Source organism: Candidatus Magnetominusculus xianensis (assembly GCA_001541255.1).
Taxonomy (GTDB): domain Bacteria; phylum Nitrospirota; class Thermodesulfovibrionia; order Thermodesulfovibrionales; family Magnetobacteriaceae; genus Magnetominusculus; species Magnetominusculus xianensis.
In genome coordinates this window covers 23629-49648 of the sequence record LNQR01000028.1, presented here as the reverse complement: position 1 = coordinate 49648, position 26020 = coordinate 23629, and the positions used below count along the sequence as shown (strand labels likewise).

Below are 26020 nucleotides of genomic sequence, written 5' to 3'. Positions count from 1 at the left end.
TCTATGCAAAAACATAATATACGTTCTAATCAGACACGGTGTGCCTTGGGGGTGTGTATCTCTTGAGTCAAGCAGCAATGAGCCAATTAGATAGAAAAACGGCAGTAGTTCTATGTATAACCTTACTCATAGGCATGTTTTTTTATTTATATGGACTTAATGGCAGGATTTTATGGGAAGATGAGACTGTTACGACTAATCTTGCCGTCAACATACTTAAATACGGAATCCCTTTGGGGGATGACGGGACAAACCGGCTGATTTTCTCTACTCCCGATGACCTCAATAAGGACTCTGTGTGGGTGTTTTCGCCCTGGCTTAGTGAGTATATAACGGCCGTTTCTTTTGCGTTACTTGGGAAAAACGAGTTTGCAGCGCGATTACCCTTTGCCCTTTTGGGATTTTTATCTGTCATTTTTTTGTTTTACATAGTCTTGGTTTGTTTCAAAGACAGGCAGATGGCGCTGATAACACTGCTTCTGCTTGTAACAAACGAGGCATTGATTCTGCATAGCCGCCAGTGCAGGTACTACTCTATATCTGTTTTCATGCAGGTATTGTTTATATATGGATTTTATCTGCTGTTACAGAGAAAGCGGCTGGGTATTGCCCTTATTGCAACAGCCCTTACCTGCCAGTTTTACAGTAATTATCTGTTTGTGCCGGGCAATGTGATATTGATGCTGGTTGCTGGCTTAATATTCAGGAAAAAATACCCTGGGATTTTCTACGACCTGATAATTGCTGCCACTATATTATTTGCCGTTGCCCTTGTCTGGGTTATATACGCGCGCCTTTGGATTCAGTCAGGGTATGTGGGGAGCGCATTTTACTATAAGAGGCTGCTTTTTTACATTATGCAAATCAATATGACGATGTTTCCCCTGTTAGTGCTTCCGCTGCCTGTTTATTTCTGGAGAAGAGGCGATTTTGTCGTCAATAGGATTTCCAGGGATATGATATTCTTTCTCCTTGTCATGATACCGCTTCAACTCGTATTTATTGTAAACTATAAATCGTTTTATGTTCGCTATGTGATCGCACTTGCTCCGGTCTTTATTGTCCTATTGTCATTAACCCTGAGAAAGACTCCCCTGATACTGCGTTATACGATTTTGGCAGTACTGTGTGTTTCAAACCTCATTGGATACGCCGGGCTTCCTTTATTTAAACTATTTAAGACCAAACCAGTAAATCTTGAGTACCAGAGACCTGTAATCACTATCATGAACATGTTTATGGAGAGAATCACGCCATATGTTAACCGCTCTGAGGAGATAATTGCCTTTTTGAATGAAAACACGCGGCCTGGGCAGTCTCTGCTTGTATCAGGATTAGGTTCAGACTTTCCTGTTATATTTTATACAAAATTAAAAGTTATCAGGGTTGAAGAGGCAATGGAGACATCTGTAGAGATGCCGGATTGGATTTTCCCGCAAACTGTCTCCGGTATAAATGAATATTTTATGAGAAAAAGTTTTTCTATTGATATGCTATCTATTTCTGAGTTTTTGAAAACAAACTATGATATGCTTAAAATAGAAGTATATAACTCAAGCCCGGTGGGAAGTGTTCCGGAGCCAGATTTATATGAATATGTTACACCGTCAGATAAAAAAGTATTTATTGCTTTTAAGAAAAAGATATATTAAAGAGAGGATTTTGGGGGAGATTGTGAACTTGTAAAATAATCGTGTATAATAGCTGACTGGCGTTGTGCAGATGTCCAGACTGACATCAGACCATTTTGGAGAGCTATGAAACTTAAAGGTAAAAAGATCGCCATATTTAATGCCCTGCCCCATCACGGCAGGTTCCTATTTCCCATCGCTGGGGAAGCCCGTAAACAAGGGGCCGAGATTCTGTTTTTTACCACCCTCGTGGACTATCCTTACGAAGGCGATGTATTACGAAACGGGTTTAAATGCAAATTCCTTATCGAATACGCTAACCATGAGACCAATGCAAACATCAAGGCTGCAACCAATAAACTGCTTGACCAGTGGACAGGCGTGAACTTCTCATGGCATGGTTTCAGGCATTGGTCGCTGTTTCAGCAGCACAGGTCTCTCAACAGAAATGTCGAGGACTACTTTTGCCTTGAAGCCCTGATAACACAGGAAAAGCCGGATATGTTTCTAACCCTCCACGAGATGAACCCCTGGGGTAAGCAAATCGGCCACTTAGCTAAAAAACATGACATACCCTATATCACCCTTCAGGAAGGGGACTACTATAACCCTATGCTTAATTTTTCAACCCATGCCGAATACTCAATGCTCAACCTCATCTGGGGCGTTCAGACCAGAGATACCCTTCTGGAACATAAATGCTCATTCCACAAACTGATGATAGTCGGAAATACGCATATCGACGACGCTATCAAAAAATTCACGCTTCCCTCTATGATAAAAAGTATCAAAAAAGAACTATCCATTCCAAACGACAAAAAAGTTGTTGCCTTCATGCCCAACACACACTGGGGCGCTGTAACAGAGCGCTCGATGTGGGGCGAGCTGCTTCAGGCGCTTAAACGCCCTGACTTAGTATGCGTATTTAAGTGGCACCCTCAGGTAATGTATCCAACATTTCTTGAAATCAAAAAAACTATTGAAGAGCTGCTCCCAGGCGCAGTTGTCGTGTTCAGCTATGACCCTTACAAGATACTTGCCATCTCAGACTACTGCATCGTAATGGGGAAGACAACGCTGGGCGTTGAGGCCCTCGCATTCAGAAAGCCGCTCTTTGATCTCTACAATATCCTAAACGGCGAAGAGTACTATAAAGACATCGGCGTGGCACAGCCCGTCTCCCCTGCCGGTAACTGGGAGGCACTGTTTCAGACAATGGAAAAGGGCATCCCCGATGCAATAAAAGAAGCGGCAGCTAATTTTGTGGACAGGGTCTTCTACCGCCTCGACGGTAAATCAATAGACAGGGCATTAGACATCATATCGTTTATCTTTGAAACAAAAGATGTCGGCATAAACGGGCGCAACACCTCTGTCTGCTTAAAAAATACCGCAATAAAAAACAGGTTAAGCATCATAATCCCATCTGGCAAAGACGCACTGCCATTAATGGCAACATTAAACTCTATATCATGGAACTGCCGCCACGAGGACATCGAGATAATTATCGTTGCAAACGACGACAGCATAAAAGAGGTCGTACTTAGCTCCACAAGCGGCATAACAATAGTTGACTGCAAAGACGACAGCATTGCCGTTTTGTACAATCGCGGCGTAGAGGTCTCAACCGGTGAGCATATAGTGTTTATGCTTCCCGGCATCTACTATTACAAGGACGATGGCTTAACAGAGGTGTTGAGCGGCGGGATTGCCGGGATTGAGTTGAGAAACCCTGACTTAACACCCTATAATCTGGGCGTTGGAACAGACTTCAATTGCACACCATATAATATCACCACACAGGGTAAGCCGCCTAAGTATGTAAGCAGCGCCTTCTGTGCAATTACACGCACTGTCATAGAGTCCATAGGCGGGTTTGACGAAAACGTAGAGTATTTTATTGTGGATGCGTGCCTTGCCGCCCAAAGCAAGGGACATAAGGTGTCATTCGCAAAAGATGGAATGATGCTGGTCTATAAGTATCCCAACTTTATGCCAATTCCTGACTTAAGATACCACACAGGACAGTGGAAGAAATCAGTCCGCTTTTTCGCCAGATGGTATGACAAGCTGGAGAAAGACGACGATTACCTGACCTATGCAAAGGACATGCTGAGGTAATGCTGCCGTAATTTACCTTCAAGCCTGAAAAATCAGCTAAAATACGGACAAATCGCTGCATATCTGCTGTACCATTATTTATCATCATATAATTATAATATAGTATCATATATATCATGTATTATCAAGCTATTATGATATATTATACTACTATTTATTATGTAATATAGTACATAGTTAATAAATGACTATAAAATCAGCATTATAGCACCAACTATTTTTGTATCGTTTTATCAGCTACTTACAGCCTATGACATCTACCCCTATACTACAATATTGTAGCTTACATACAATATTGTAGCTTTTTTTGCCCTTTTTTACTCTTTTCAAGCACCATGCGAATAGGAGAATGGCGTGTTCATTGGCTTTATAAGGCATTTATGCGAATTTATATATTACATATAGAGTTAGTAAATAACTAACAGTAATACGCATAGGAGGCATATGGGAAAGAACACTACACCATCAGATGTCAATGAGGCACTCAAGCCAACTCAGCAGGAGGCAGCTACCCCTGCACTTTATTGCAGGTCAGTTGACGCCCGCCGTGTTTTAGAGGGAATGGCCGTTGACCCGTTAATTGGAATGGCTGAACTTGCGCGTGACCCGGATGTGGATTCAAAGACCCGTGCCAAGATTTACATGGAGCTGGCCCAGTACATTTACGAAAAAAAGAAAGCCGCCGCTCCAGAAGAGACCATCCAGATGGAAACCTACGAGGAGCGCCTTCGCAGAATCAGGGGCGAGGACAACTTTATAACCTGCACTGATACTACTGACACTGAGACACAAGACGAGGAATACCAGGATGAATAGCCCAACACAGGAGACGACACCATGTTAATACCAACAGAGGAGTTCTTAACGGCAGTCATCACATTAAGCCGTCAACCAGAGTGGGACGCCGTAAGGCAGTGGCTGCAAAGGCAGCACACACTGCAGTCATCCAGAAACGATACCCAGCGTGAGGACGTACTTTTAAGGATGGGGCAAGGCATGGCCCAGTGCCTCTGTGAACTTACCAAACTCCTTACGCCAGAGGTCGCAGCAAGGAGGCTGGATACACTTAAGGCGCAAAACAGCTCCCCGTGCGATGAAACACTGCGATGCACAGCATTTTACTAAAACCAGCAGGGAGGAAAAAGCCATGGAAAGACAGACACCAAGTGCCACAGGGCAAACAGAGGACTTTACCTGCCGCTGCGGGTGTGGGTTAAACAACATATCAGCAGCACTTGTAGCAACCCTTGACAAGATAAGGGAATCGGCAGGTATCGCACTTAAGATAACCTCCGGCTGCCGCTGCAAGACGCACAACAAGGCCATAGGTGGGAAGTCAGATTCGGCTCATTTAAAGGGACTTGCTACCGACATTTCCATAGCAAGCAGCCATGAGCGATATCTGGTGTCAAAGGCCGCCATCGACGCAGGGGTCGAAAGACTTGGCATTGGCACGACTTTAGTGCATCTGGATATCGACAAGGATAAACCGCAAAAGGTTGCATGGCTTTACGCCTGAGACATACCCTGAGAGGGAGGTACAATGACTGATACACACGTATCTATGGAGGCATGCAGGGAGTGCCAGAAGCGCCAGGATGAAAGACATGTGCATTTCGACAACTCCCTCGACGAACTCAACGGCGACCTGAAGGATTTCTGGAATGAACTGAAGGACTTTCAAAAAGAGATAAAGCAGTTCAAGGAATCTATAAACAGCATGTTTGGAAAACTCTACATGCTGATTGGCTCGGTGTTGATTACCCTTATAGCAAATCTGTTCTTAGAGTATCTGAAAAAGTGGGGGCGCTAAAACGGGCATATCAGCCCGCACATATAACTGAATCTTAAAATCCAGGGAGGCCAGGACAATGAAAAAGTTACTACTGACACTGCTAAGTACAGTTTCTATGCTGATATGTTTACAGGCTGCCAATGCCGACATGTACGTCTTATACAATGACAACAAAACAGGCGATGGGGAAGTACAAGATGTATCGTACGCTGAGTTCAGGACATGGTCATGCGATGTAGATGTATCCCAAAACACGACAACCGCCGTAAGCGTGGTCATCAATGGAAATCAATGTACTCCGGCACAATGCAACCCTTCGAGGTTGAACAAGTTTAGCCCAACGGCAATTGCACTATACCACTTGTCTCCTTCTGAGCTTGCTGCCGGATTTGCGTCATTTTCAATTGTTGACACACCGGTTCAGAGGATACGCGCCAGTCTGGTTACGCTTACGGGCGGGACAAATCCATATGTGACTGTCAGATGCACGGGGGTGAAATAATGAATATGACAAGGGGTATAGCTGTCTCACTGATTACCGCCTTGCTTTTAATACATGGTGTGCCGTGTTATGGCTGGTCTGGCTTCAGCCGGACAATTAACGTTGGTGGTGGTGGTACGAGTTATAACGGCGACCTCAGCAGTATCACAACTGACAACATAACTGAAGGGACATTTAATAAGTATTACATGGACGCAAGGGCAAGGGCAGCGCTGTCTGCATCACTTCCTCTTTCATATAACACATCAACAGGTGTGTTTTCCCTGACTACAGTGCCTATAACATCCGGCGGCACTGGCCTGGCAACTACACCAGTAAAAGGCCAGATGTTCATCGGCAATGACAACGGGACATTCAGGCTGAATACGCTTAACGCTGGCTCAAACGTTACTATCACAAATGATAACGGTTCCGTAACTATAGCTGCAAGCACGGGCAGCTCCCCCCTATGGGGAAACATAACAGGCACGCTGTCTGCACAAGGCGACTTACAAACTACACTAAACACAAAAGAGCCAACGGTTGCAGCCGGAACAAATACCAGGTGGTACAACGGCACTAAGAACTGGTTTACCTTTTATTCGGACAACGCAACTGAAGGGACAACCAACCTGTACTACACAAATGCAAGGGCAAGGGCTGCCCTGACAGGTCTCGGGTTGATAGACTACAACTCCGGCACAGGGGCTATATCTCTAACTGGCACTACCACAAACAAGTGGCTTGACGGCACGGGCAATTATTTTTTTCTTTACTCAGACAACGTTACAGAGGGAGGTAAGCTCTACTGGAGCCAGTCGCGCTTCAACACGGCATTCTCCGGCATGACTACTGATAACCTGTCTCAGGGTACCGGCAACCTATACTTTACCAACTCGGCGGCACGTGCAGCACTGTCCGGTGCAGGCAGTATTACATATGACAATACTACAGGGATAATCTCGTATGTCAGTCCACAAGCACCTACCTATGACAACCTGACAGTAAGCAATGTTTTAAGCATTAATAACATCGTAAAAATCGGAACGATGGACGCATTCTCACGCTATCAGATATGGAACTACATGCCAAATTCAGTTTTGCGGCTTGGGGCATCTCAGGGTGATGGCGACGCTACAAATGTATCATCTCAGGGCATTATCGTCTATGGCCCTAATTTGCAGGGCGACACTATGACATCCAGTGATTTGTCATATGCCCGAGTGAAAAACGACCGGTTCGGGTTGTATTCCCTTAAGGCAACAAACTCTGAATTGCCTGGTTATTACTTCAGGGTTGACCCAAATGGTCTGTATCTCACCGAAAACAATGGGGTTAAGACATATCAAATAGACAGGCTAACCGGCAATACAACAATCTCAGGGGGGCTGAAGATTGGCAGCTTAACAGGTGTCCTGACTGCCTCGGGAGGCAGTGTTGCCGCAGGCAATACCGACAACATCACCGAGGGCGTTATGAACAAATTCTATTCGGACAGCCTGGCAAGAGCAGCGGTCTCGGCAGTTGCGCCCCTGTCATATAACAGCACAACCGGCGCGATCTCAATTGCCGGTGTCACAAGTACGCCGGTTAAAGGGCAGCTATTAATCGGCAATGACAACGGGACGTTCGGGTTAAACACCTTAACCGCTGGTTCAAACATAACAATCACAAACGATAACAACTCGATAACCATCGCGGCAAGCGGGGGAGGCGGCGGGGGAACATGGGGCGGCATAACCGGCACGCTGTCTGCTCAAAGCGACTTACAAACTGCGCTCAACTCAAAAGAAGCGACTGTTGCCACCGGAACAAGCGGCGACTGGTACAACGGAACTAAAAACTGGTTCACTCTTTATACAGACAATATAACGCAGGGGACAAACCTATGGTTTACGAACTCAGCGGCACGGACGGCGTTATCGGCTGGTACTGGTATAAGTTATGACAATACCACCGGTGTTATAACGGCAACCGGTGGCGGCGGTGGAAGCATTGGCGGCATAGACAATTTTACATTGACAACTAACCAGAGCGGTCAGGCACAGGTAGCAAACTGGGTAATTGACAATATTATTCTGGCGTTCTTTAAGTTGGCAATCCATGCAGCACTCAGTGTTTTCAATATGGTGGATGGTGTATTTGACAAATTTGAAAATCAAGCTGGGATAGATAACCGGACAGTGGCATGGAGTGATAATGTTACATACCTTGTGTCTGACCATACGTATGTTAGTGTCCCTGCAAGCGGTGGTGTAGCCGGAACTAATTTATGCTCCGCGCCTGATTATCCAGGGTATCCGAGAATATACGGGCCTAGTCAGGGGGGCGACTGGATAGTAACAAATCTTTGCGACAACTCTACAGTATTAGGTGGTGTTTGGAGTGCCGCAGGTTTGCCGACTATTGAGTTCGAGTTTAGTGCTCCGATAGTTCTTCAGGGGTACAATATTTTGTTTAATCATAATTATGCCCCCACTGCATGGGGTTTTTATGGTTCAAATGATAACTCGTCATGGACTTTGCTTGATAGTCAGAGTGGTATAACACTTACATATGGAAAAACCAATACATATATGTTTTCGGGAGGTCTTGCGACATATCAATTTTGGAAGTTCGATGTTACAGCCGGGCAAGGTGGTTATGCGCAGCTTGGTGAAATGCACTTATTAGCAGGGGATGTATTAGCAACATACCGCAACATGCTATTAACATCAGTGCCGTATACAGCCCCGTTCAATCCAACAAAGGCCAGGCTGATATTTGTACAGCAGGACAATACCACGCAGGGAATAACTCTTAATACTGACCTGAAGGCATATGTGTCATCAGACAACGGGACATCATGGACACAGGTAACACTTGCAAAGGACGACGTTATACAGGCGGGGACTTCAAGCACACCGGCGTGGAATCTGCTGAGCGGTGATGCAACTCTTGAAGGCAGCAACAATCAGATGAGGTGGAGACTTATGACGTTCAACAACGACAATGTCACCAATAAGGGCACTGCTGTTCGCGCAGCCGCATTATTGGTGCAATAAGGAGGTGAAGATGATGGTAAAAGAGGATACATGGATAACGGTAATGATAGTTTCAACGCTGATAATGGTTTGCCTGATATTGGGTCTGACGCTTGCGTATGCAGAGCCTAAGCGTGTAATAAGCGCAGACCAGCAGGCAGTCGTCATGCAAAAACACCAGCGCAAGCAGGATATAAAGGCGGAAATCACTGACTACGCCACAATCAGCCAGCAAATAGACGCGGTTAAGAATATGGAAGACGTAAAGGAGATACTCAGGAAGCTTGCCAAGGTCGCCGCACTTCAATCGGTCGGCGAATAAAAACCCAGGGGGGGCAGTGCCCCCTCAATAAAACATAAGGAGGACAAATATGGAAACAAACGTAAAGCTGGAAGCACCAGAGACAGACTTACCTGCCGCTGATTCAAGTCTGCCAAGTCAGACTACCCTTGTACATCAGGATAGCGATACACTGGCAGACCCACAGGAAGAAAACACGCACCCGAAGTACGTTTGCAGCATCTGTAAGTCTATCGATGAGGACGAGGAGCTTGCCGCTTTCCGCGATGAAAACCCCAACACATACAACGCGGTAAAAAAGATGTTGAGCATTGTCTTAAGCGAACTCGAGACCGACAACACCACAGACAACAACAAAAGTCCTGAAGTCATCGTCCCCGAGATTATCGTCAATGAAGAGGATGATGTCAATGACAAGACCGGTGATACTCAGGCATCCACTGAGACACAGGCCGAACCGGGCCAAACAGTCGGCGTACCCAGCGTACAGGTTACTCCCACTGCGAAGCTCACACCGCCCCAGGTGCAAAACATAGACCGTTACGCCGTACCACCGCGTACCGTCAGTAATGCAGCCAGACCCACTGGCAGCGATGATACATTTACTGCCTCTGAAATTCACAACTTCTACAAGGATGTAGTCAGAGGCCGCTACAAAGGCAGAGAAAAAGAGGCAGATGCACTTGAGTCCCGCATCTTTCGTGCAGTCAAAGAAGGCAGGGTAACCGCTTAGGAAACACAGCGTATTTGTAAACGGCGTTTTCGACGCCGGAATCAACACATTCAATGGGGGCATAATCCCCCGAAAACAGGAGGACAAAACATGGCATTTCCACGCACAGCAGGACACCCAGATTACAGCAGCACAGGGACAATGAAGTTCGATCGGGGACTGTGGTCTGGCAAGCTCATCAAGAAGTTCTACAGAACAAGCGTCATTCCATGCATAGCAAATATAGACTATGAGGGCGAGATACAGGAACAGGGTGACCTTATCTATATCCGCGCAGTACCGGATATAACCATAAGGGATTATGTAAAGGGGCAAAAGATCGAGTACGAGAGGCCAGAAACCGGCCCGGCCCTTGACCTGGTTATTGACAAGGGAAAGTACTTTGCCTTTGCCTGTGACGATGTTGACAAGTGGCAGTCCGATTTAGACTTGCTTGAGCTGTGGAGTAATGACGCATCTATTCAGTTAAAGCTCGTCGTGGACTCGGACATACTTTCGTCAATACCGGCAAGCGCCGACGCTGCAAACAAAGGCACTGCGGCAGGGGCAATCTCCATGAACATCGACCTGGGCGGCAGCGGCACCCCCGTGCAGATAACAAAGAGCAACGTGCTGGATTACATCATCGACTGCGCTACGATTCTCGACGAACGCAACGTGCCTGAGACCGACAGATGGCTCGTCATACCGGCGTGGATTGCGGCAATGATAAAGAAATCCGACCTCAGCAACGTTGCCAGAACCGGAGATGAAGAGTCATCGATAAGAAACGGCATGATTGGTATGATAGACCGTTTCACCGTCTACAGCAGCAACTACATCTCCAACGTCACCGACAGCGGCAGCCTGGCCTACAACGTGATGTTTGGTCATAACTCTGCCCTGACGTTCGCCTCTCAGATATTAAAGACCGAGACGCTGCGCTCTGAGAGCACTTTCGGAGACCTGGTAAGGGGACTTCTGGTCTACGGTTATAAGGTGATAAAGCCCGAGGCGCTTGGCGTGCTTTACGCTAAGAGATAGTCTGATACACGAGATACAGGGAGGGTATATCATGCCCTCCCTTAAGAATGGGGCCGTCGGCCCCCTCAACAAACTCAGGGAGGTATAACACATGGCAGTAGTAAATTTAACCGGCGGACAGTCCGCCATTCCATTTGACGGTCTGAACAAACTGTACCGCATCAAAAACAGGATAGATTTCTCACAGAACAATGTCAGCGCCTCTGACGTAGTACACACTGCAACTGTAAAGGCTAATACCCACGTCAAGCAGGTATATGTAAAGCTGATAACCCCTGAGGGTTCAACCGCAACATGCACCATAGGCGACTCCGGTGATGCAGATGGTTTAATTGCCTCTGCGAATCTGAACGCAGCGGCAGGGACAATCACACATAACACCATAACTGACGCATATGCCAACGGACGTATCTATACATCGGAGACCGACATATTACTCATCCCCGCTCACAACCTCTCCAATGCCGTAGTGGATATCATGGTGGTCTGCCAGGACCTCAACTAAAACCCACGGGCTGGCCGGTCTCCTATCGGGAGACCGGCCCCCCCCTAAATGGAGAAACGCCTATGACACTAACCGAAATAGTTGCAGCAACAAGAAGTATGCTTGATGACACCGCCACGCCATACCTATGGCCGGACGAGGAATTGGTTGTCTGCCTCAACGACAGGCTCAATGTCATGTGCGCAGAGACGCTTTGCATAACCGATTCAACTACTCCGCAGATATGTACGGTAACTTTGACCAAGGGGTTGGCAAGTTATGCACTGGACAGCCGCATTATAGCAATCAAACGCGCAGCACTTCAGAGTACCGGAGCTCCACTTTTTAAGACTACACAGGACTCACTGTTCAGATGGTATGGATTGTGGCAAAACTTCGAGGGGACTCCGGCGTATTATCTGCTTGACGTACAAAGCGCTCATATCACACTCCATCCTGTTCCGGCTGCAAGCGATACGATTAATCTTACCGTCTATCGCCTCCCTCTTAGTGAAATGTCAACCTCGACTCCAGGGGCAGAACCAGAGATACCCCGCCGCTACAGCCGCACCCTGATTAACGGCATCCTGGCCCTGGCCTACGAGAAGTCCGGCTCAGAGACGCTAAACACAGAATCAGCAAAGACTTACCGTGAGTTATGGCAAAAAGGCATCGATGAGATAAAAAGAGAGGCTCTGGTAAACGGCAGCGCCTCCTACTCCATCAATGACCTGATGGGGGTGATATAGTGGGAAACGCCTATAAGGAATTTAAGGGGGTTTCAAATGTACTGCCGCCTGAGCGTATGGGATTTTCATATCTGAGTTCAGCAGTAAATGTAGATATCGACGACTCAGGGATGATAAGGCGCAGGTCAGGTTACAAGAAGATATATGAAGGCACTCCGCATTCGCTGTGGAGTGACGGCCGGGTGTGCCTGTTTTGTGAGGATGGGCAGCTAAAGGAACTGGTAAGGCCAGATGTGCCTGGTGCCCCATATGGAGTTCGTTCACTGAGACAGGGGCTTACAAGCGGCAGACGCATGGCATACCTTTCACTCAACGGCACGGTGTACTATTCAGACGGAGTCATAACAGGGGCTGTTGATACACGCGGCGAACGCCCTGTGGCACGAACATGGGGGATGATGCCGCCGCCTGTGCCAATATTGTCTGCCACAACTGGCAGCCTTCGCCCGGGAAGATACGCCATAGCCCTGAGCTATGTGCGCCGCGGCGGGGCATACTCACCAAGCGGCGGGCAGGAGAGCGGCACATCAAATCTTTCACACATAGAGACCATGACAGGCGGAATAACCGCCGCTGTCACAGCCTCATGCGACCCCGATGTAGTAGGAATAAACCTTTATATAACGGCAGTATATGGAGAGGCCCTATACCTTGCAATGAGACTTCCAAACCAAACCGCTGATGTCGTCCTGCAAGACGAACCCGCCCCTATACTTATAGCACTGACAGAGGGGTTAAAGCCGCCCCCAGGTGGACACCTCCTGACCTACTATAGAGGGCGCATATACACAGCCGCCCACGATGTACTCTATTACTCTGAGCCATTCGCACCTGAACTGTATAACATGGCCACAAACTGGATACCGTTTAACGGTATGATAGCCCTGCTTGCCGCCGCAGATGAGGGCATATTCATAGGGACAAAAGACGAACTCTACATGCTGAGAGGCGCCACACCCGACAAATTCACCATACATCTGCTCTCTAACTGCGGCGCTGTCTCTGAGTCGCAGACTACTGGTATAGTGCACCGCTCAGACAACGGCATCAACTCGGTGAAACGTATGCTGTTGTGGGAATCGCGCCAAGGCATGTGCAGCGTCTCGTTAGAGGGCGGCTCAGAGATAAACTACGCGGCTGATGGTATATATTCATACGAATGCGGTCTCATAGGGGCGGGCATTGTAGAGCGCCGAGACGGGATGAACCTCTATATAAGTGTAATGAAAAAAGGCATAAACTCAGCCCTTCAGAAGGAAAACCGTTATATGGAAAAAGTTTACGGCAGCGGCGCCCCAGCTCTGCCCAATTGCTCAATAACTGCATCATAAAAAAGCATATCCACACATTTATATAACAGGCAGGGTCAGTGACCCTTCATAACAAACACAGGGCTAACCAGCCCCAAAAGGAGGCAGCAACATGGCACTAAGACTTTCGACAGGCCTGAGAAACAAGATTCTGGGAATCAACACAAATCTCTTAACAAACGGGGACTTCGGCATAGACTTCAGCGGCTGGACACAGTTGACCGGCACAACTCAGCGCGTTGCATCAACGGGCGCGGTCTCGGGCACGGGCTATGCCGAGTGCGTAAACGCAGGTTCTGCATCGGCCAAGTTCACAAATAGCCCGGCTGTCACTGTGAAATCTAACCGTCTCTACAAGCTCACCTATTACTACCAGAAACCCACATCAAGCGGTGTTGCTGGCATGGTTTCAGTAGGTTCAACATCAGGCGGGACAGAGGTAATCTCCGTAGTCCACAACGACACGGCGGGATCATGGGTAAAGAAGGAGTACACGTTCAGGACCGGGGCATCTCAGACTGCGCTCTATCTATCGTTTCAGACGAACACGGCAGTTGCCTCAGACAAGTGCTGGTTTGACCAGATAAGCCTCACAGACGCCGCGGCAAGTCTTCAGGAGATATTTTATAAGGGTTTTATTCAGATATTCTCCGGCTCACAGCCTGCGTCTCCAGACAGCGTTCCTTCGGGTACGCTGCTGTGTACTATATACTCGGATGGCACATCAGCGGGTTTGAGTTTTGATGATGCTGCCTCTGGGACAATTGCAAAGGCAGCGGCAGAGACATGGTCAGGTACGGCAGCGGCAACAGCAACGGCAGGATGGTTCAGGCTCACAGCCCCTGGCGACAGCGGCGCACTATCGACAACAGAGGAAAGAATAGACGGGTCTGTAGCCACAAGCGGCTCACAGCTCAACATGTCCTCAACATCGATAACCAGCGGTGCCGTGCAGACAATCTCCACATTCACCATCACCATGCCGTCTGAATAACACACACCTGTAAATTAGGGGGGCATACGCCCCCCTTAATTAACGAACATTAAGGAGAGAAAAAAATGGGTGATCAGTTCGGAACGGGTACACAACAGAATCTACTAAGCGGCGGGGATGGGGCTAAACAGTACGGATGGTTTGCTGAAAATACGTCTGGCACAACGGTCTTTGATATAAACAATACCTCTGGAAGTGGAACGCCAAACTGTCTCCAGATGACATTCCCAAGCCAAGTATACACGGAAGCGAACCATCCGTTTGCGTATAGAAAACTAACTGGTGATTTCGATGTAAACACAAGAGTACAGTCATGTCTTTCATGGGCGTATGGCGGCTTAATGGTTAAGGATGAAACCATACATCCTGGGCATAAGGACTCTATTGATATTCGTGAAGATGCAAACTCAAACCTGTCATGGTTTAACCAAACAAATGACGCTGTAACAAATTCAGGATCAGGGTCATCAGGCCAATACTTACGAATAAATCGTACAGGGAATGTCTTTACGCTATATCATAGTTCTAATGGCAGCTCGTGGACACAAGACGCTCAGTGGACAAGAAATGATTTTTCATCAACAGTTTACGTTGGCCTGTTTGGATATGGGAGTTCTGGTCATGCTGGTGTATACGTTCAATTCACATATTTTAATGGCACATATACGGACGCTGGGGCAACTACAACTGCCCTTGTCTCTGATATGAATCCGGCAATGGCAGGGGTCAACGTAACATTTACGGCAACCGTTACCGGCTCATCGCCAACCGGCACTGTTACGTTTAAGGACGGTGCGACCACACTTGGAACAGATAGTCTCGATGGCAGTTACGAGGCCACATACTCAACGTCATCACTTTCAGCAGGCACTCACTCTATAACGGCGGTCTACGGCGGAGACTCTAACAACTCAGGCTCCACCTCTTCGGCACTCAGCGAAGTCATACAATCAACTGCGGGGACAATCACGCTGCCACACCTTATTACCTCCGGGGCAGTCACACAGTCAGGGAACTTCTGCAATAATGCACTGCCGATGATTAAATTAAACGCTGACTTTGCGGCTGTGGCCAATGCCGCGTTAGATTTGTCCGTACTTACAATAGACGGCAGCGTTGTCAGCACTAATGTGTCATACGGGGTGCTCTACGGGTTATCGATGTTCAGCAATGGCGGCGTAGTAGTTGGCACGTGGGGGGCGGGAAAAGCTGTGTTTCCAGCGTTTACAGTTAATTCACAGACGGCGGCAAAGGGTACGCTTGAGCTGCCATGCTTTCAGACTGACATTGAATATTTAACCGGCAGGACAGCCGACACACGACCACTGAAACTGCCGCGCTTTCAGATAGATACGCTTGTCTATAATCTCCCTATAATTCACGGCAGTGCTGGGTTTCCGGTTGTTAAGGTCTCTGCCGGGGTGCTTACCGGTGGTGGTTGTAAATGCGATGTGACACTGTCAGCCATGAAGATGCCGTCTCTGCCGTATGTCAATGCATATGCGGGAGGGGTGTGCGCAGCGGCAGCGGCAATGAAAGCATTTATCGTGTCAACATCGGGATATGGCGAGTACAAGGGTAACGCATCGGTTGCTGTCCCGGTCTTTGTAATCGATTCCCTGATGAGCATCTCTGAAAGCGCCAGAACCCAGGTCATCGTATTAAACATAAACACTGGGGCGCTTACAGAGTATACATCGTATGAATTTAACGGTTTTTGCCAATGGGGGGCAGAGTATTTCGCAGAAGGAGACAGCGGGATATACATACTTGGGGCAGACACCGATGACGGCGTACCCATAAGCTGTTCGATAAAAACGTCGAAAACAGAGTTGAAAGGCCCCAAAGACAAGAATGATGAATCGGCAGTGAAGCGGGTACCTGCGGCCAACGCTGTTGTAAGAACCCCGTCACCGTTTGTTTTTAAGGCCATAACAGACAATGGCGCAGAAAACGTCTATCTGCCGGAGTTCAAAGAGGCAGCAAGGTCTGAGCGCACTGCCCCCAGACGAATAAAACTAGGCAAAGGCATGAGGGGCAGATACTGGCAATTTGCAATAGAAAACACCGCCGGTGCGCCAATTGAGATAGAGTCATTTGAGCCGGAGGTAGCTGCGTTAAGCCGTAAGGTGTAGTTTATAAAATAAATATAAGGGGGATAATAACATGGGTACTTTAAAGCAGTTGTGCTCACTTATAGCTTCAGAGAGAACTTGCAGCGATCTATTTGGTGAAAAGTCTGATTCAGACTGGGACAATGTTTATTGTTATGTTACTTGTATTAATGGCGGCATGGCAGATATCTGTTGGAAGAATGTAGACGGTCAACAGGAGCTTTTAAAGGATTTTTTTGTTGAAGTACCTCAACAGTCATTTCTTAAATTAAAGGTGTTTGGTTGTTCTGAGTTCAAAAAGAGGCTTAAGAAAAGGAAATCGCTGCTTGATAATAAATTTTTTCAAGATGATGACCTATAAAAGATGGTACTAAGTATGCTACTATAACAAAAGTATTGTATGATGATTTATATGAAGGGGGGTACTGGTGTATGAGCAGAAAAAAGATGAGTATCTTCATAAAAGATATTATCTTTTTAGCAATACTTGTATTATTTTTTGTATTTTATTTACTTTTCGTAGCACTAATTATGCCTTATTGATGGGATGTGCCGGTATCTAACTGGCATGGATACAGAGCAAGGTTTTTGTTTGTCCGGGAATGACTTCAAAGAAATATTTTCGATTGCTGATGCTTATACTATTGTCGGCATATATGGGAACCGACATAGGGTTTCTCACCGCGCACAAACTCCCTGTTGCCGATGATTATTTTTACAGCAAACAATTTCCCACAAAAAGTGACAAAATAGACAATATTACAATTGTAACCATCGACAATGAAACGATGTATAAAAATGGAAGGCTACAGTATAAACGCTCTATGTTTGCCAAAGTATTTGCAAAAATTCTCGAAGGAGGCCCAAAAGCAATTGGCGTTGATATATTTTTTGACGGCATAAGGGATATCAAAGACGATCTGTGCTTTATCAATATGCTAAATGATGCTAACGGCAATATCGTATTGGGCATTTACAAAAATGAACCAGAAAACTTTCTCTTAAATATTGACAATATCACATCAGAGGGCTATTTTAATGGAAACAAAATGATTGCACTTGGGAATGTGCAGGGAATCGTTGATAACTCGACTTATGGGGGCATAACTAAACTTTTATTAACCCCACACTTCGATAACGACCTGACGATCTATTATCCACTTCCAATAGTTGTCCTAAGTAAATATTTCAACGCTATTTATAAATCATATCCATTCGAAGATGATGATGACATTGCAAGTATAGGCAACGTATCTATTCCAACCTTCACAGAGAATTGTCATAAGCGGTATATGTATATCAATTACGTTGGCGGCCTTGAGGTGTTTAATCCCGTGCCGTTTGAAAAAGTACCAGATATGAATCCGGCGGTTTTTAAAGATAAGATTGTTCTCATAGGGGTGACTGCCGATTCTATGGAAGATAGTCATCGAACCCCTTTATCAAGAAACACCCCGGGCGTCGTAGTTCACGCAAATATCATACATACGATAATAAATAAGCGGTTCATTTCACCGCTCAGACAGAAGTACCAATCGTTGGGTGTATTTTTTGTGGCGATAGTAGTGTTTATACCATTTTATTACACAAGAATGAAAATCTCCATACCAGCGACCTTACTAACATTGGTAATAGTAAAATTAACGATAGATTTGCTTTTTACCCGATATGGGGTATATGTACAGTTTTTTCCATTTATAGTAAGTACGGTGTTTGCAGGTATGTGTGCGATGATTTTCAGGAAGGATAGTCGGATTTAGGCATGGTGTTGATATGAAAAGAAAGAAACACTCCTTGACATTCAGCGTAAAATCACGTTAGTATTGACTAGTATAGTCAGTAGGTTTGGAGGTTTTGCATGGCAGAGGAGGAAAAGAATTCAGGGGGGTTGGTAAGGACATGTTGGTCACACGAAGATGCTATTAAGGCCGGTGTACCGCAGTTTTATTTTAATAATGCCGTAGTGACTCTAAGCTCCTCAGATTTATTAATTACCATTGAGAGAAATGGTGCGCCTGTTGCTATTGTCAACGCCTCATTCACAACTGCGAAAACTTTATCTATACAAATAGCTGAGTGCATTAAGAATTTAGAAGAAAAAACAAACATTGATATAAAGACTATGGAAGAAATAGGAAAGGCATACTCAAATGACTAAAATACCTAAATATGAATGTCTGATGACGTTGAGGAGCTATTCCAATTTTACCGAGGCAAAAATCGCCGGTTTCGGCAAAATTGAGAAAGGATGGCATTATGGAGAAGGCGGGCCAATCGACGATAAGGTAATCCGTAATGCTATAAAGATAAACAATGCAGCGTTGAGCTATGGGTTTACTGAAACGGATGCCTTTCCAGGGTTATACGGAGAGGTTCAGTTTTGTATCTATCACAATGACCATTATTTAGAGTTTATGATTGAAGCAGATGATAAAATCACGTATGTTTACGAGTTGAGAGATGTTGTAGTGGATTATAAAGAAGATATTAATATTGAAGAGGCTCTAAATGAGGTAAGGCTATTTGGGAGGATGCTTTGCAATTCATCAGGACTATCCACAAAAGACATTATGATGCAAAAAAAGGGCGATTCACTAGTTTGGCTTTTAAGAACTCCAGCGATGGTTCTGGAATCTCAGTCATAAACTTAGAATGCATTGATGAAAAAGGCAACACCATATGTGGACATATTCGGAAGCATTGCGCAATAAGTATTTATAGCGCTCCCCCCATTTTTTTTATCATAGATAACCAAAAATTGAATAGTGAATTAAAACGTGAGTTAAGATATAATCAAAAAACGAACGAGATGGGCGATGATTGCCATCACAATATAGTTGGAGTTACCAAGAATGAAGCAAGAGATATCATAGTAAATAAAAAAATCGAAGAATTCCACATTTGCTGCAATGACAGCAATGACGGCTACCGCCAGTTAACATCAAGTGACTTAGCCGCTGACGAATAAAGCCTAACTCAACCGATGCCATAGCCGTGTTCGCTATCCACCCCCTATTGCCAAACAGCCACCCACTACAATTATTTTTTTTGAAGTTTCGTTTAAAAAGTCATTGACATCGCATAGGGCAAGGTTTATAATAGCCCAGTAAATTTACAGTATGAACTATATTATGAGAAAGAAGGTGCGATGAAATGAGCCATGCTTGGAGACCAGTGTTCGTTGTGTTAGCTGTTGTTGCAGCTATTGTCGTAATGCGGGTGATATTGGTACCATCTGATTTCACCGCTAAAGACGGTGATTACAAGTACCAATGGCACCGTTTGAGCGCTGAACAGGTCAGCAAAGATTTTACAGTCAAACACAGAGGAAGGGACTTCTGTGGGCAGTGTCACCCTAATCATATCGAGAAGATGAAGGATTCAGGACATCAAAACATTCAGTGCGAAAACTGCCACGTCATGTACGAGCCAGCAAAGAAAAGCCATCCGATTAACCTGAAAGAGGATTTTGGCTATCTGCTCAACATAGGCATTGACCGTTCGCGTGAGCTGTGTAAGCGTTGCCATGCCGAGCTTTCATACAGGCCGAAGACTTACACCTCGTCAAAAGGTACTGAAAAGTTTAAGCAAATCGATCCGACAAAGCACAACCCCGGCATAGAGTGTGCCATGTGCCATGATGTTCATTCAGCCGGTTTTAAGACCGCCGCTAAATAAAGGAGAATATGTAATGAGTCTATCGAGAAGGGAACTTTTAAAGATGGGCCTTTTAGCCGTTTGCGGCACTGTTATCCCGCTGAGCGCCCTGGAGATACTAAAACCGGAGGCAGCGGCCTCGCTTATTCGCCCGTACAGTGAACACAAACGTTGGGCCTTCGTCGTTGATACAACTAAGTGCGTGGGCTGCGGCATGTGCGTTAAGGCCTGTAAGCTGGAAAACGAAATCCCTTTCAATATCGATGTTCAAAGGACATGGGTAGAGAGATATGTACAGCTTAAAAACGGTGATGTTTTAATTGACTCGCCCCATGGGGCCAGAAACGGCTACATAAAAAATGACCCGCAGGGCAAGGAAATCAATGAAGCCGAGGTAGCCAAGGGTATCTTTGTCCCCAAACTCTGCAATCAATGCGAAAAACCATCGTGCGTTCAGGTGTGCCCCGTAGGGGCTACGTATAAGACCAGCGACGGCGTAGTGCTGGTTGACAAGGGATGGTGCATTGGCTGCGGCTACTGTATAAATAACTGTCCATATCTTGCCCGTTTTTTCAGCCCGGTCACGAACACCGCCGACAAGTGTACATTCTGTTACCACAGGATAACAAAAGGACTGAATACGGCCTGCATGGACGCCTGTGCCTTTGGGGCCAGAAAAATCGGGATGCTTAACGACCCGAACAGCGAAGTAGCTAAGATCATCAGCACGGAGCGGGTCTCTGTGTTAAAACCTGAATACGGTAACGAACCACAGGTGTTTTACATCGGTTTAGACGCAATAGTGCGTTGACCGGCGGAATGGAATTAAAAATAATGTATGAGGTGAAATAATGGAAGAGCACTTAGCCCACGGGGCGTTATGGACTATAAAAGAAGGGTTTACATATCCGAACGAGTATATTTACTGGACGATACACATTGTGGTATATCCATATATAACGGGGCTTGTGGCGGGGGCGTTTGTGTTATCGAGTATGTATCACGTATTTGGGAAAGAGGAGTTAAAGCCCGTAGCGAAGTTTTCTCTGGTTTTTTCCTTTGCCCTGTTATTAATGGCTACTTCTCCTCTGATGTTGCACCTGACACAAGTGTTCAATTCGATAAATATGATTTTGACGCCGCATTTTTACTCAGCCATTGCAGCCTTTACAGTGGTTTACCTGACATATATGGCCATAGTGCTGGCTGAGATATGGTTTGTCTTCAGACCGTATATTGTGGAGCAGGCAAAGGAGAAAAAAGGTCTTCTTGGGCTTTTATATAACGCAATGACGCTTGGCAGTTTTGACGTAAGCGAAAAGGCGCTCCAAACCGACCATAAGATAATTAAAATCCTTGCAGCCGTGGGTATCCCGGCAGCGGCATTTCTTCACGGTTATGTAGGTTTTATCTTTGGTTCGGTCAAGACGGTACCTCTTTGGAAGACGCCGCTTATGCCGTTTATATTTTTGATGTCGGCTATTATCTCCGGCGTATCTGGATGTATTGTAACATATATAGTGGGCATGTCTCTAAAAAGAAACTTCATCTGCGGAGCCTCGATAAGGAGCATGTGCAAGGTGTTGGTTTGGTTTTTGGTAGCGGCAATTGTCCTTGAGGGAATTGATATTATATTTCATGCCTATACGGCTGAGGAATTCTGGAGCATAATGAGCGAGCTGTTGTTTCAGAGGTTTGCCTTTAAGATGCTAGTAGTCCAGTGGCTCATAGGAATGATATTGCCCCTTATCCTGCTGCTGTTACCGCGGCTGTCTATGCTCAGGGCGTTTATATCGGCAACGCTGGTACTAATAGGGGTATTTACGATGCGTTGGGACGTGGTAATCGGCGGACAGTCAATGTCGAAGAGTTTAGCAGGGTTTTTGACATATGATATGCCAATAATACCACACAATATGGAGTCGTTCTTAGAAGGCCCGATACCGATAACGGTGCTGTTGATTATGCCGCTTGTTCTGCTGTTTATCTTTAACAAGGTACTTCCGGTGTTTACCGAGGTGTTCAACGAGGAAGATTGCGGATTCACAGAGGGGCTTCTTAGCGGTAAAGACCATGCAAAACACTAGTTGTTGCCCTATGCTAAAGAGAAATGGTAGAATTCCCCATTATAACTTTAACAGAGGTGAGGGGTAAGTGATAATATGAAAGAGAAGCTATTTGCAACTGTCATATTAGCGGTCATTATGTTTTATGTCCTGCCAGGTTTAGCAGCGGCAGAGACAGATATACCCAAGCTGACGACAACAAAACCGCCGTTTACTGAGGGTATTTTCCCGTGTTCGTCGTGTCACGCATCTATGCCGCCTAACAAAGAAAAGCGTGTGCTTGCGTTTCACCCAGACATTCAACTGAAACATGGCGGTAATTGGTGTCTGGACTGCCATGACTCTGCAAACAGGGATATGCTTCACCTTGCAAACGGAGATTTAATCCCGTTTGATAAAGTATACCAGATGTGCGGTCAATGCCACGGGAATATCTACAGAGACTGGAAGACAGGGATACACGGCAAAAGGACAGGATACTGGAATGGTGATAAGACATACTACCTATGTGTGAATTGCCACAATCCTCATTCACCAAAGTTTAAGCCTATAAAACCGCTGCCAGTTCCGGCCAAACCTTTGGAAATTATGAAAGTGAAGAGTACAGTGCCGGTAGTAATCGAAGAAAAGAAGTTATATATTCCAGAATATGATAAAGCCAACGACAAAGCCAATGAGAAAGCCAATGAAAAAGATAAAAGCAGCCATAAATAAAGGATTAGGGAACGAGACATGAGAAGAAGAGATTTCATAAAAAGCGCGGCGATTGGTTTGGGCGGCCTGCTTATACCGGCGGATAAGAGTGATGCATCTATGTGGGAACGTTTTTTTCAGAAGTATTTCAGGGAGATGACATCTGAAGAGAAAAAGACTGTCGCCAAAAAGCTGGAGAAAGACTATCAGGACAAGACAGGGGTGGCAATAAACGTAAGGACAACAGACTCACAGCCGGGCGTAAAATTTGGATATGGTCTTGACCTGTCAAGGTGTATAGGATGCAGACGGTGTATTTATGCCTGTGTTACCGAGAACAACCTTTCACGCAAACCACAAGTGCAGTATATAACAGTATTAGAGTTTAAAAACGGTGAAAAATGGGTAAGTGACCTTGAGGAATCGCGCAAGTACTATAATCACGAATTAGTGCCAGAGCCAGGCCACTTTTATATGCCTGTGCAGTGTCAGCAGTGTGCCAATCCACCTTGCGTAAAGGTATGTCCGACAAAGGCAACATGGAGAGAACCGGACGGCATAGTGGCTATAGATTACGATTGGTGCATCGGATGCAGGTATTGTATGGCAGCCTGCCCATACGGTGCGAGGAAATTTAACTGGGCTGAACCAACGGTTCCGCCAGACCAGTTTAATCCCAATACACACTATCTTGGCAATCGTCCAAAGGCGAAGGGGCATGTGGAGAAATGTACGTTTTGTATCCAGAGGACAAGGGAAAATCCTGGCAAATACCCTGCCTGTGTAGAGATATGCCCGGTAGGTGCGAGAAAGTTCGGCAATCTCCTTGACCCTGAGAGCGAAGTCAGCCGCTGTATTGAGACAAAGCGGGTATTCAGGCTCAAAGAAGAACTCAACACTAATCCTAGTTTTTTCTATTTCTTTAGTTAATAGAGGAGAGACAGTGGGTATGATAGAATTTATCAAAGACTTACTACGTCATATAATCAAGGGAAACAAGCTATACTACACATGGCTTTCAGTTTTGGTATTAGTTATTACTGCCGGTGCAATAGCCTATTTCAGACAGCTCGATGAGGGCCTTATCGTTACAAATATGAGAGATCAGGTGTCGTGGGGTTTTTACATTTCCAACTTTACGTTTTTTGTCGGTGTGGCAGCCGCCGCCGTGATGCTTGTAATACCGTCGTACATATATCATTTTAAGCCGATAAAGGAGATAGTGCTGTTTGGAGAGATGATAGCGGTGATGGCGGTGATAATGTGTATTCTGTTAGTAGTAGTGGACATGGGTAAACCGTTTCACGCGTGGCACATTATGATGACCCCTAATTTTCCCTCTTCGCTTTTGGTATGGGATGTTATTGTACTAAATGGTTACTTAATAATAAATATGTCGGCTGTGACATATGTCCTTTACAGGGCGGCGCATGGGAAGGAATACAAGATGTCTATCATGTGGCCGATAGTGTTATTGTCGATACCCTGGGCATTTAGTATTCACACGGTGACAGCATTTTTATACAATGGTCTTTCGTCGAGGCCATTTTGGAACGCGTCGATAGTGGCGCCGCGCTTTATAGCTTCAGCGCTGTGTTCCGGCCCGGCACTTATGATAATTGTATTTCAGATTGCCAGAAAGGTCTCAGAGGTTGATATATCAAACGAGGCGATTCAAAAGATAGCCGAGCTGATTGCCTATGCAATGGGCTTGAATCTGTTCTTATATGCCGCTGAGATATTTAAGGAGTTTTATTCGCACAGCATACATTTAGCGCCAATGGACTATCTATTTTTTGGTTTGGAAAAGGGCGGGGAGCATCACAATGTCCTTGTGCCGTTTACGTGGATTGCGCTGTTTTGTAATGTAACGGCATTTATATTGTTTCTAATGCCCAAGATGAGACATAAATTTACTACTATGAATCTGGCGTGTGTAATGATACTTGTAGGTGTGTACATAGAAAAGGGAATGGGATTAATTGTCCCTGGCTTTATTCCTGACACACTGGGGGAAATATATGACTATCTGCCCTCGGCAACTGAGTTGATTGTTACTGCTGGCATATGGGCAGTAGGTGCGCTTATCTATACGCTTATGATTAAAACAGCTATACCTATCTATAAGGGTGAGCTGAGTTTGATTCCTAAGGAACAGAGACGGAAAATCCCTGCCCATTGATAACGCCAGCCCTACCCTGCCCTATTTCTCATATGACAGGGACAGAAGGTTTCCATACCCCACAGGGGGCGTTAATAACCATTGGGTATAATTAATGGCTGAGAAAGGTACAGGGGGCTTTAAGCATCTGTTGTTTGCCAGCCAGGTTGGGGTTAATCTTGTTGTAGCGACGTTTGTAGGATTTTTTATAGGTAAGGGACTTGACATACTTTTTAATACGAGGCCATATCTTACCGTTACATTTCTTATATTTGGGATAATCTCAGGGTTTATCGAATTGTTCAGAACTGCGGCCAGGGAGTTGAAAAAAGATGATTAGGAGTGTGACCGTTAAGACATTGGCGGCCTTAGTGGTTGCCGTAGTAATATCGCTTGCAGCGGGCTATGGAAGAATGTCGCTGAGTATAGCATTAGGCGGGATTGTGGGACTCTTGAATTTCGTATCTCTCTCAAAGAGCATAGGCGGCTTGTTGAACGCTGAGGGCGTTGCCCCTGTCATGCTTATATTCAATATGGTAAGGCTGATGCTGGTAATGGGGATAATATTCGTGCTGATTTATCTGAAATTAGCAGAGATAATCGGGCTGTCCATAGGGTTAACGGTCTCTTTTTTAGTTGTAATAATAACAGGATATTTTAATTCAGGAAAAAAGAGTTGACCTC

At 45.7% G+C, this 26020-nt stretch carries 29 protein-coding genes; all 29 read left to right on the top strand.

Annotation, left to right across the window (positions count from 1 at the left end; translation table 11 throughout):
* The first annotated feature begins 77 nt into the window (after nucleotides 1-77).
* A complete protein-coding gene (locus ASN18_RS03735) occupies nucleotides 78-1652 on the top strand; it encodes a glycosyltransferase family 39 protein (protein ID WP_085051269.1) in 1575 nt (524 codons plus the stop codon).
* A 105-nt stretch (nucleotides 1653-1757) separates the two neighbouring features.
* Entirely contained in the window at nucleotides 1758-3752 is a 1995-nt protein-coding gene (locus tag ASN18_RS03730; protein WP_085051268.1) for a glycosyltransferase family 2 protein, read from the top strand.
* Nucleotides 3753-4196: 444 nt separating this feature from the next.
* On the top strand, nucleotides 4197-4568 hold the full coding sequence (locus ASN18_RS03725) for a hypothetical protein (protein ID WP_085051267.1): 372 nt from the start codon (nucleotides 4197-4199) through the stop codon (nucleotides 4566-4568).
* A 21-nt stretch (nucleotides 4569-4589) separates the two neighbouring features.
* On the top strand, nucleotides 4590-4877 hold the full coding sequence (locus tag ASN18_RS03720; protein ID WP_085051266.1) for a hypothetical protein: 288 nt from the start codon (nucleotides 4590-4592) through the stop codon (nucleotides 4875-4877).
* Nucleotides 4878-4899: 22 nt separating this feature from the next.
* Nucleotides 4900-5271, top strand: coding sequence for a D-Ala-D-Ala carboxypeptidase family metallohydrolase (locus ASN18_RS03715; RefSeq protein ID WP_085051265.1), 372 nt, complete (start codon nucleotides 4900-4902; stop codon nucleotides 5269-5271).
* A 24-nt stretch (nucleotides 5272-5295) separates the two neighbouring features.
* Nucleotides 5296-5565 carry a hypothetical protein gene (locus ASN18_RS03710; protein WP_085051264.1) on the top strand — a complete coding sequence of 90 codons (270 nt, stop codon included), beginning with the start codon at nucleotides 5296-5298 and terminating at the stop codon, nucleotides 5563-5565.
* A 58-nt stretch (nucleotides 5566-5623) separates the two neighbouring features.
* Entirely contained in the window at nucleotides 5624-6049 is a 426-nt protein-coding gene (locus tag ASN18_RS03705; protein WP_085051263.1) for a hypothetical protein, read from the top strand.
* On the top strand, nucleotides 6049-9072 hold the full coding sequence (locus tag ASN18_RS03700) for a beta strand repeat-containing protein (protein WP_085051262.1): 3024 nt from the start codon (nucleotides 6049-6051) through the stop codon (nucleotides 9070-9072). Before ASN18_RS03705 ends, ASN18_RS03700 begins: the two co-directional genes overlap by 1 nt.
* A 10-nt stretch (nucleotides 9073-9082) precedes the next feature.
* Entirely contained in the window at nucleotides 9083-9373 is a 291-nt protein-coding gene (locus ASN18_RS03695; protein ID WP_085051261.1) for a hypothetical protein, read from the top strand.
* A 49-nt stretch (nucleotides 9374-9422) separates the two neighbouring features.
* Nucleotides 9423-10085 carry a hypothetical protein gene (locus tag ASN18_RS03690; protein ID WP_085051260.1) on the top strand — a complete coding sequence of 221 codons (663 nt, stop codon included), beginning with the start codon at nucleotides 9423-9425 and terminating at the stop codon, nucleotides 10083-10085.
* Between the two features lie 90 nt (nucleotides 10086-10175).
* Complete coding sequence (locus tag ASN18_RS03685) at nucleotides 10176-11108, top strand: phage major capsid protein (RefSeq protein ID WP_085051259.1); 933 nt, start codon at nucleotides 10176-10178, stop codon at nucleotides 11106-11108.
* A gap of 91 nt (nucleotides 11109-11199) precedes the next feature.
* Nucleotides 11200-11613, top strand: a complete 414-nt coding sequence (locus ASN18_RS03680) for a hypothetical protein (RefSeq protein ID WP_085051258.1) — start codon at nucleotides 11200-11202, stop codon at nucleotides 11611-11613.
* Nucleotides 11614-11675: 62 nt separating this feature from the next.
* Nucleotides 11676-12341 (top strand): phage adaptor protein, encoded by a 666-nt coding sequence (locus tag ASN18_RS03675; protein ID WP_085051257.1) that lies wholly within the window; start codon nucleotides 11676-11678, stop codon nucleotides 12339-12341.
* Nucleotides 12341-13672: a hypothetical protein gene (locus ASN18_RS03670; protein WP_085051256.1), complete on the top strand. Its 1332-nt coding sequence runs from the start codon at nucleotides 12341-12343 to the stop codon at nucleotides 13670-13672. The genes ASN18_RS03675 and ASN18_RS03670 overlap by 1 nt, the downstream gene beginning before the upstream one ends.
* 91 nt (nucleotides 13673-13763) lie before the next feature.
* A complete protein-coding gene (locus ASN18_RS17450; RefSeq protein ID WP_236861487.1) occupies nucleotides 13764-14645 on the top strand; it encodes a hypothetical protein in 882 nt (293 codons plus the stop codon).
* 65 nt (nucleotides 14646-14710) lie between these two features.
* Complete coding sequence (locus ASN18_RS03660; RefSeq protein ID WP_085051255.1) at nucleotides 14711-16780, top strand: Ig-like domain-containing protein; 2070 nt, start codon at nucleotides 14711-14713, stop codon at nucleotides 16778-16780.
* Nucleotides 16781-16811: 31 nt separating this feature from the next.
* Nucleotides 16812-17120: a hypothetical protein gene (locus ASN18_RS03655; protein WP_085051254.1), complete on the top strand. Its 309-nt coding sequence runs from the start codon at nucleotides 16812-16814 to the stop codon at nucleotides 17118-17120.
* A gap of 295 nt (nucleotides 17121-17415) precedes the next feature.
* Nucleotides 17416-18519, top strand: a complete 1104-nt coding sequence (locus ASN18_RS03650; protein ID WP_236861486.1) for a CHASE2 domain-containing protein — start codon at nucleotides 17416-17418, stop codon at nucleotides 18517-18519.
* Between the two features lie 98 nt (nucleotides 18520-18617).
* Nucleotides 18618-18917: a hypothetical protein gene (locus ASN18_RS03645; RefSeq protein WP_085051252.1), complete on the top strand. Its 300-nt coding sequence runs from the start codon at nucleotides 18618-18620 to the stop codon at nucleotides 18915-18917.
* Nucleotides 18910-19404, top strand: coding sequence for a hypothetical protein (locus ASN18_RS03640; protein WP_085051251.1), 495 nt, complete (start codon nucleotides 18910-18912; stop codon nucleotides 19402-19404). The genes ASN18_RS03645 and ASN18_RS03640 overlap by 8 nt, the downstream gene beginning before the upstream one ends.
* On the top strand, nucleotides 19359-19727 hold the full coding sequence (locus ASN18_RS17050; protein ID WP_157072814.1) for a hypothetical protein: 369 nt from the start codon (nucleotides 19359-19361) through the stop codon (nucleotides 19725-19727). Before ASN18_RS03640 ends, ASN18_RS17050 begins: the two co-directional genes overlap by 46 nt.
* A 185-nt stretch (nucleotides 19728-19912) precedes the next feature.
* Nucleotides 19913-20437 (top strand): cytochrome c3 family protein, encoded by a 525-nt coding sequence (locus ASN18_RS03635; protein WP_085051250.1) that lies wholly within the window; start codon nucleotides 19913-19915, stop codon nucleotides 20435-20437.
* Between the two features lie 13 nt (nucleotides 20438-20450).
* On the top strand, nucleotides 20451-21227 hold the full coding sequence (locus ASN18_RS03630; protein ID WP_085051249.1) for a 4Fe-4S dicluster domain-containing protein: 777 nt from the start codon (nucleotides 20451-20453) through the stop codon (nucleotides 21225-21227).
* A gap of 40 nt (nucleotides 21228-21267) precedes the next feature.
* Nucleotides 21268-22503, top strand: coding sequence for an NrfD/PsrC family molybdoenzyme membrane anchor subunit (nrfD, locus tag ASN18_RS03625; RefSeq protein WP_085051248.1), 1236 nt, complete (start codon nucleotides 21268-21270; stop codon nucleotides 22501-22503).
* 75 nt (nucleotides 22504-22578) lie between these two features.
* Entirely contained in the window at nucleotides 22579-23196 is a 618-nt protein-coding gene (locus ASN18_RS03620) for a cytochrome c3 family protein (protein WP_085051247.1), read from the top strand.
* 18 nt (nucleotides 23197-23214) lie between these two features.
* A complete protein-coding gene (locus tag ASN18_RS03615; protein WP_085051246.1) occupies nucleotides 23215-24105 on the top strand; it encodes a 4Fe-4S dicluster domain-containing protein in 891 nt (296 codons plus the stop codon).
* 19 nt (nucleotides 24106-24124) lie between these two features.
* A complete protein-coding gene (gene dsrP / locus ASN18_RS03610; RefSeq protein ID WP_085051245.1) occupies nucleotides 24125-25357 on the top strand; it encodes a sulfate reduction electron transfer complex DsrMKJOP subunit DsrP in 1233 nt (410 codons plus the stop codon).
* Nucleotides 25358-25451: 94 nt separating this feature from the next.
* Nucleotides 25452-25676, top strand: a complete 225-nt coding sequence (locus ASN18_RS03605) for an AtpZ/AtpI family protein (RefSeq protein WP_085051244.1) — start codon at nucleotides 25452-25454, stop codon at nucleotides 25674-25676.
* Complete coding sequence (locus ASN18_RS03600) at nucleotides 25669-26016, top strand: ATP synthase subunit I (RefSeq protein WP_085051243.1); 348 nt, start codon at nucleotides 25669-25671, stop codon at nucleotides 26014-26016. The genes ASN18_RS03605 and ASN18_RS03600 overlap by 8 nt, the downstream gene beginning before the upstream one ends.
* The last annotated feature ends 4 nt before the right edge of the window (nucleotides 26017-26020 follow it).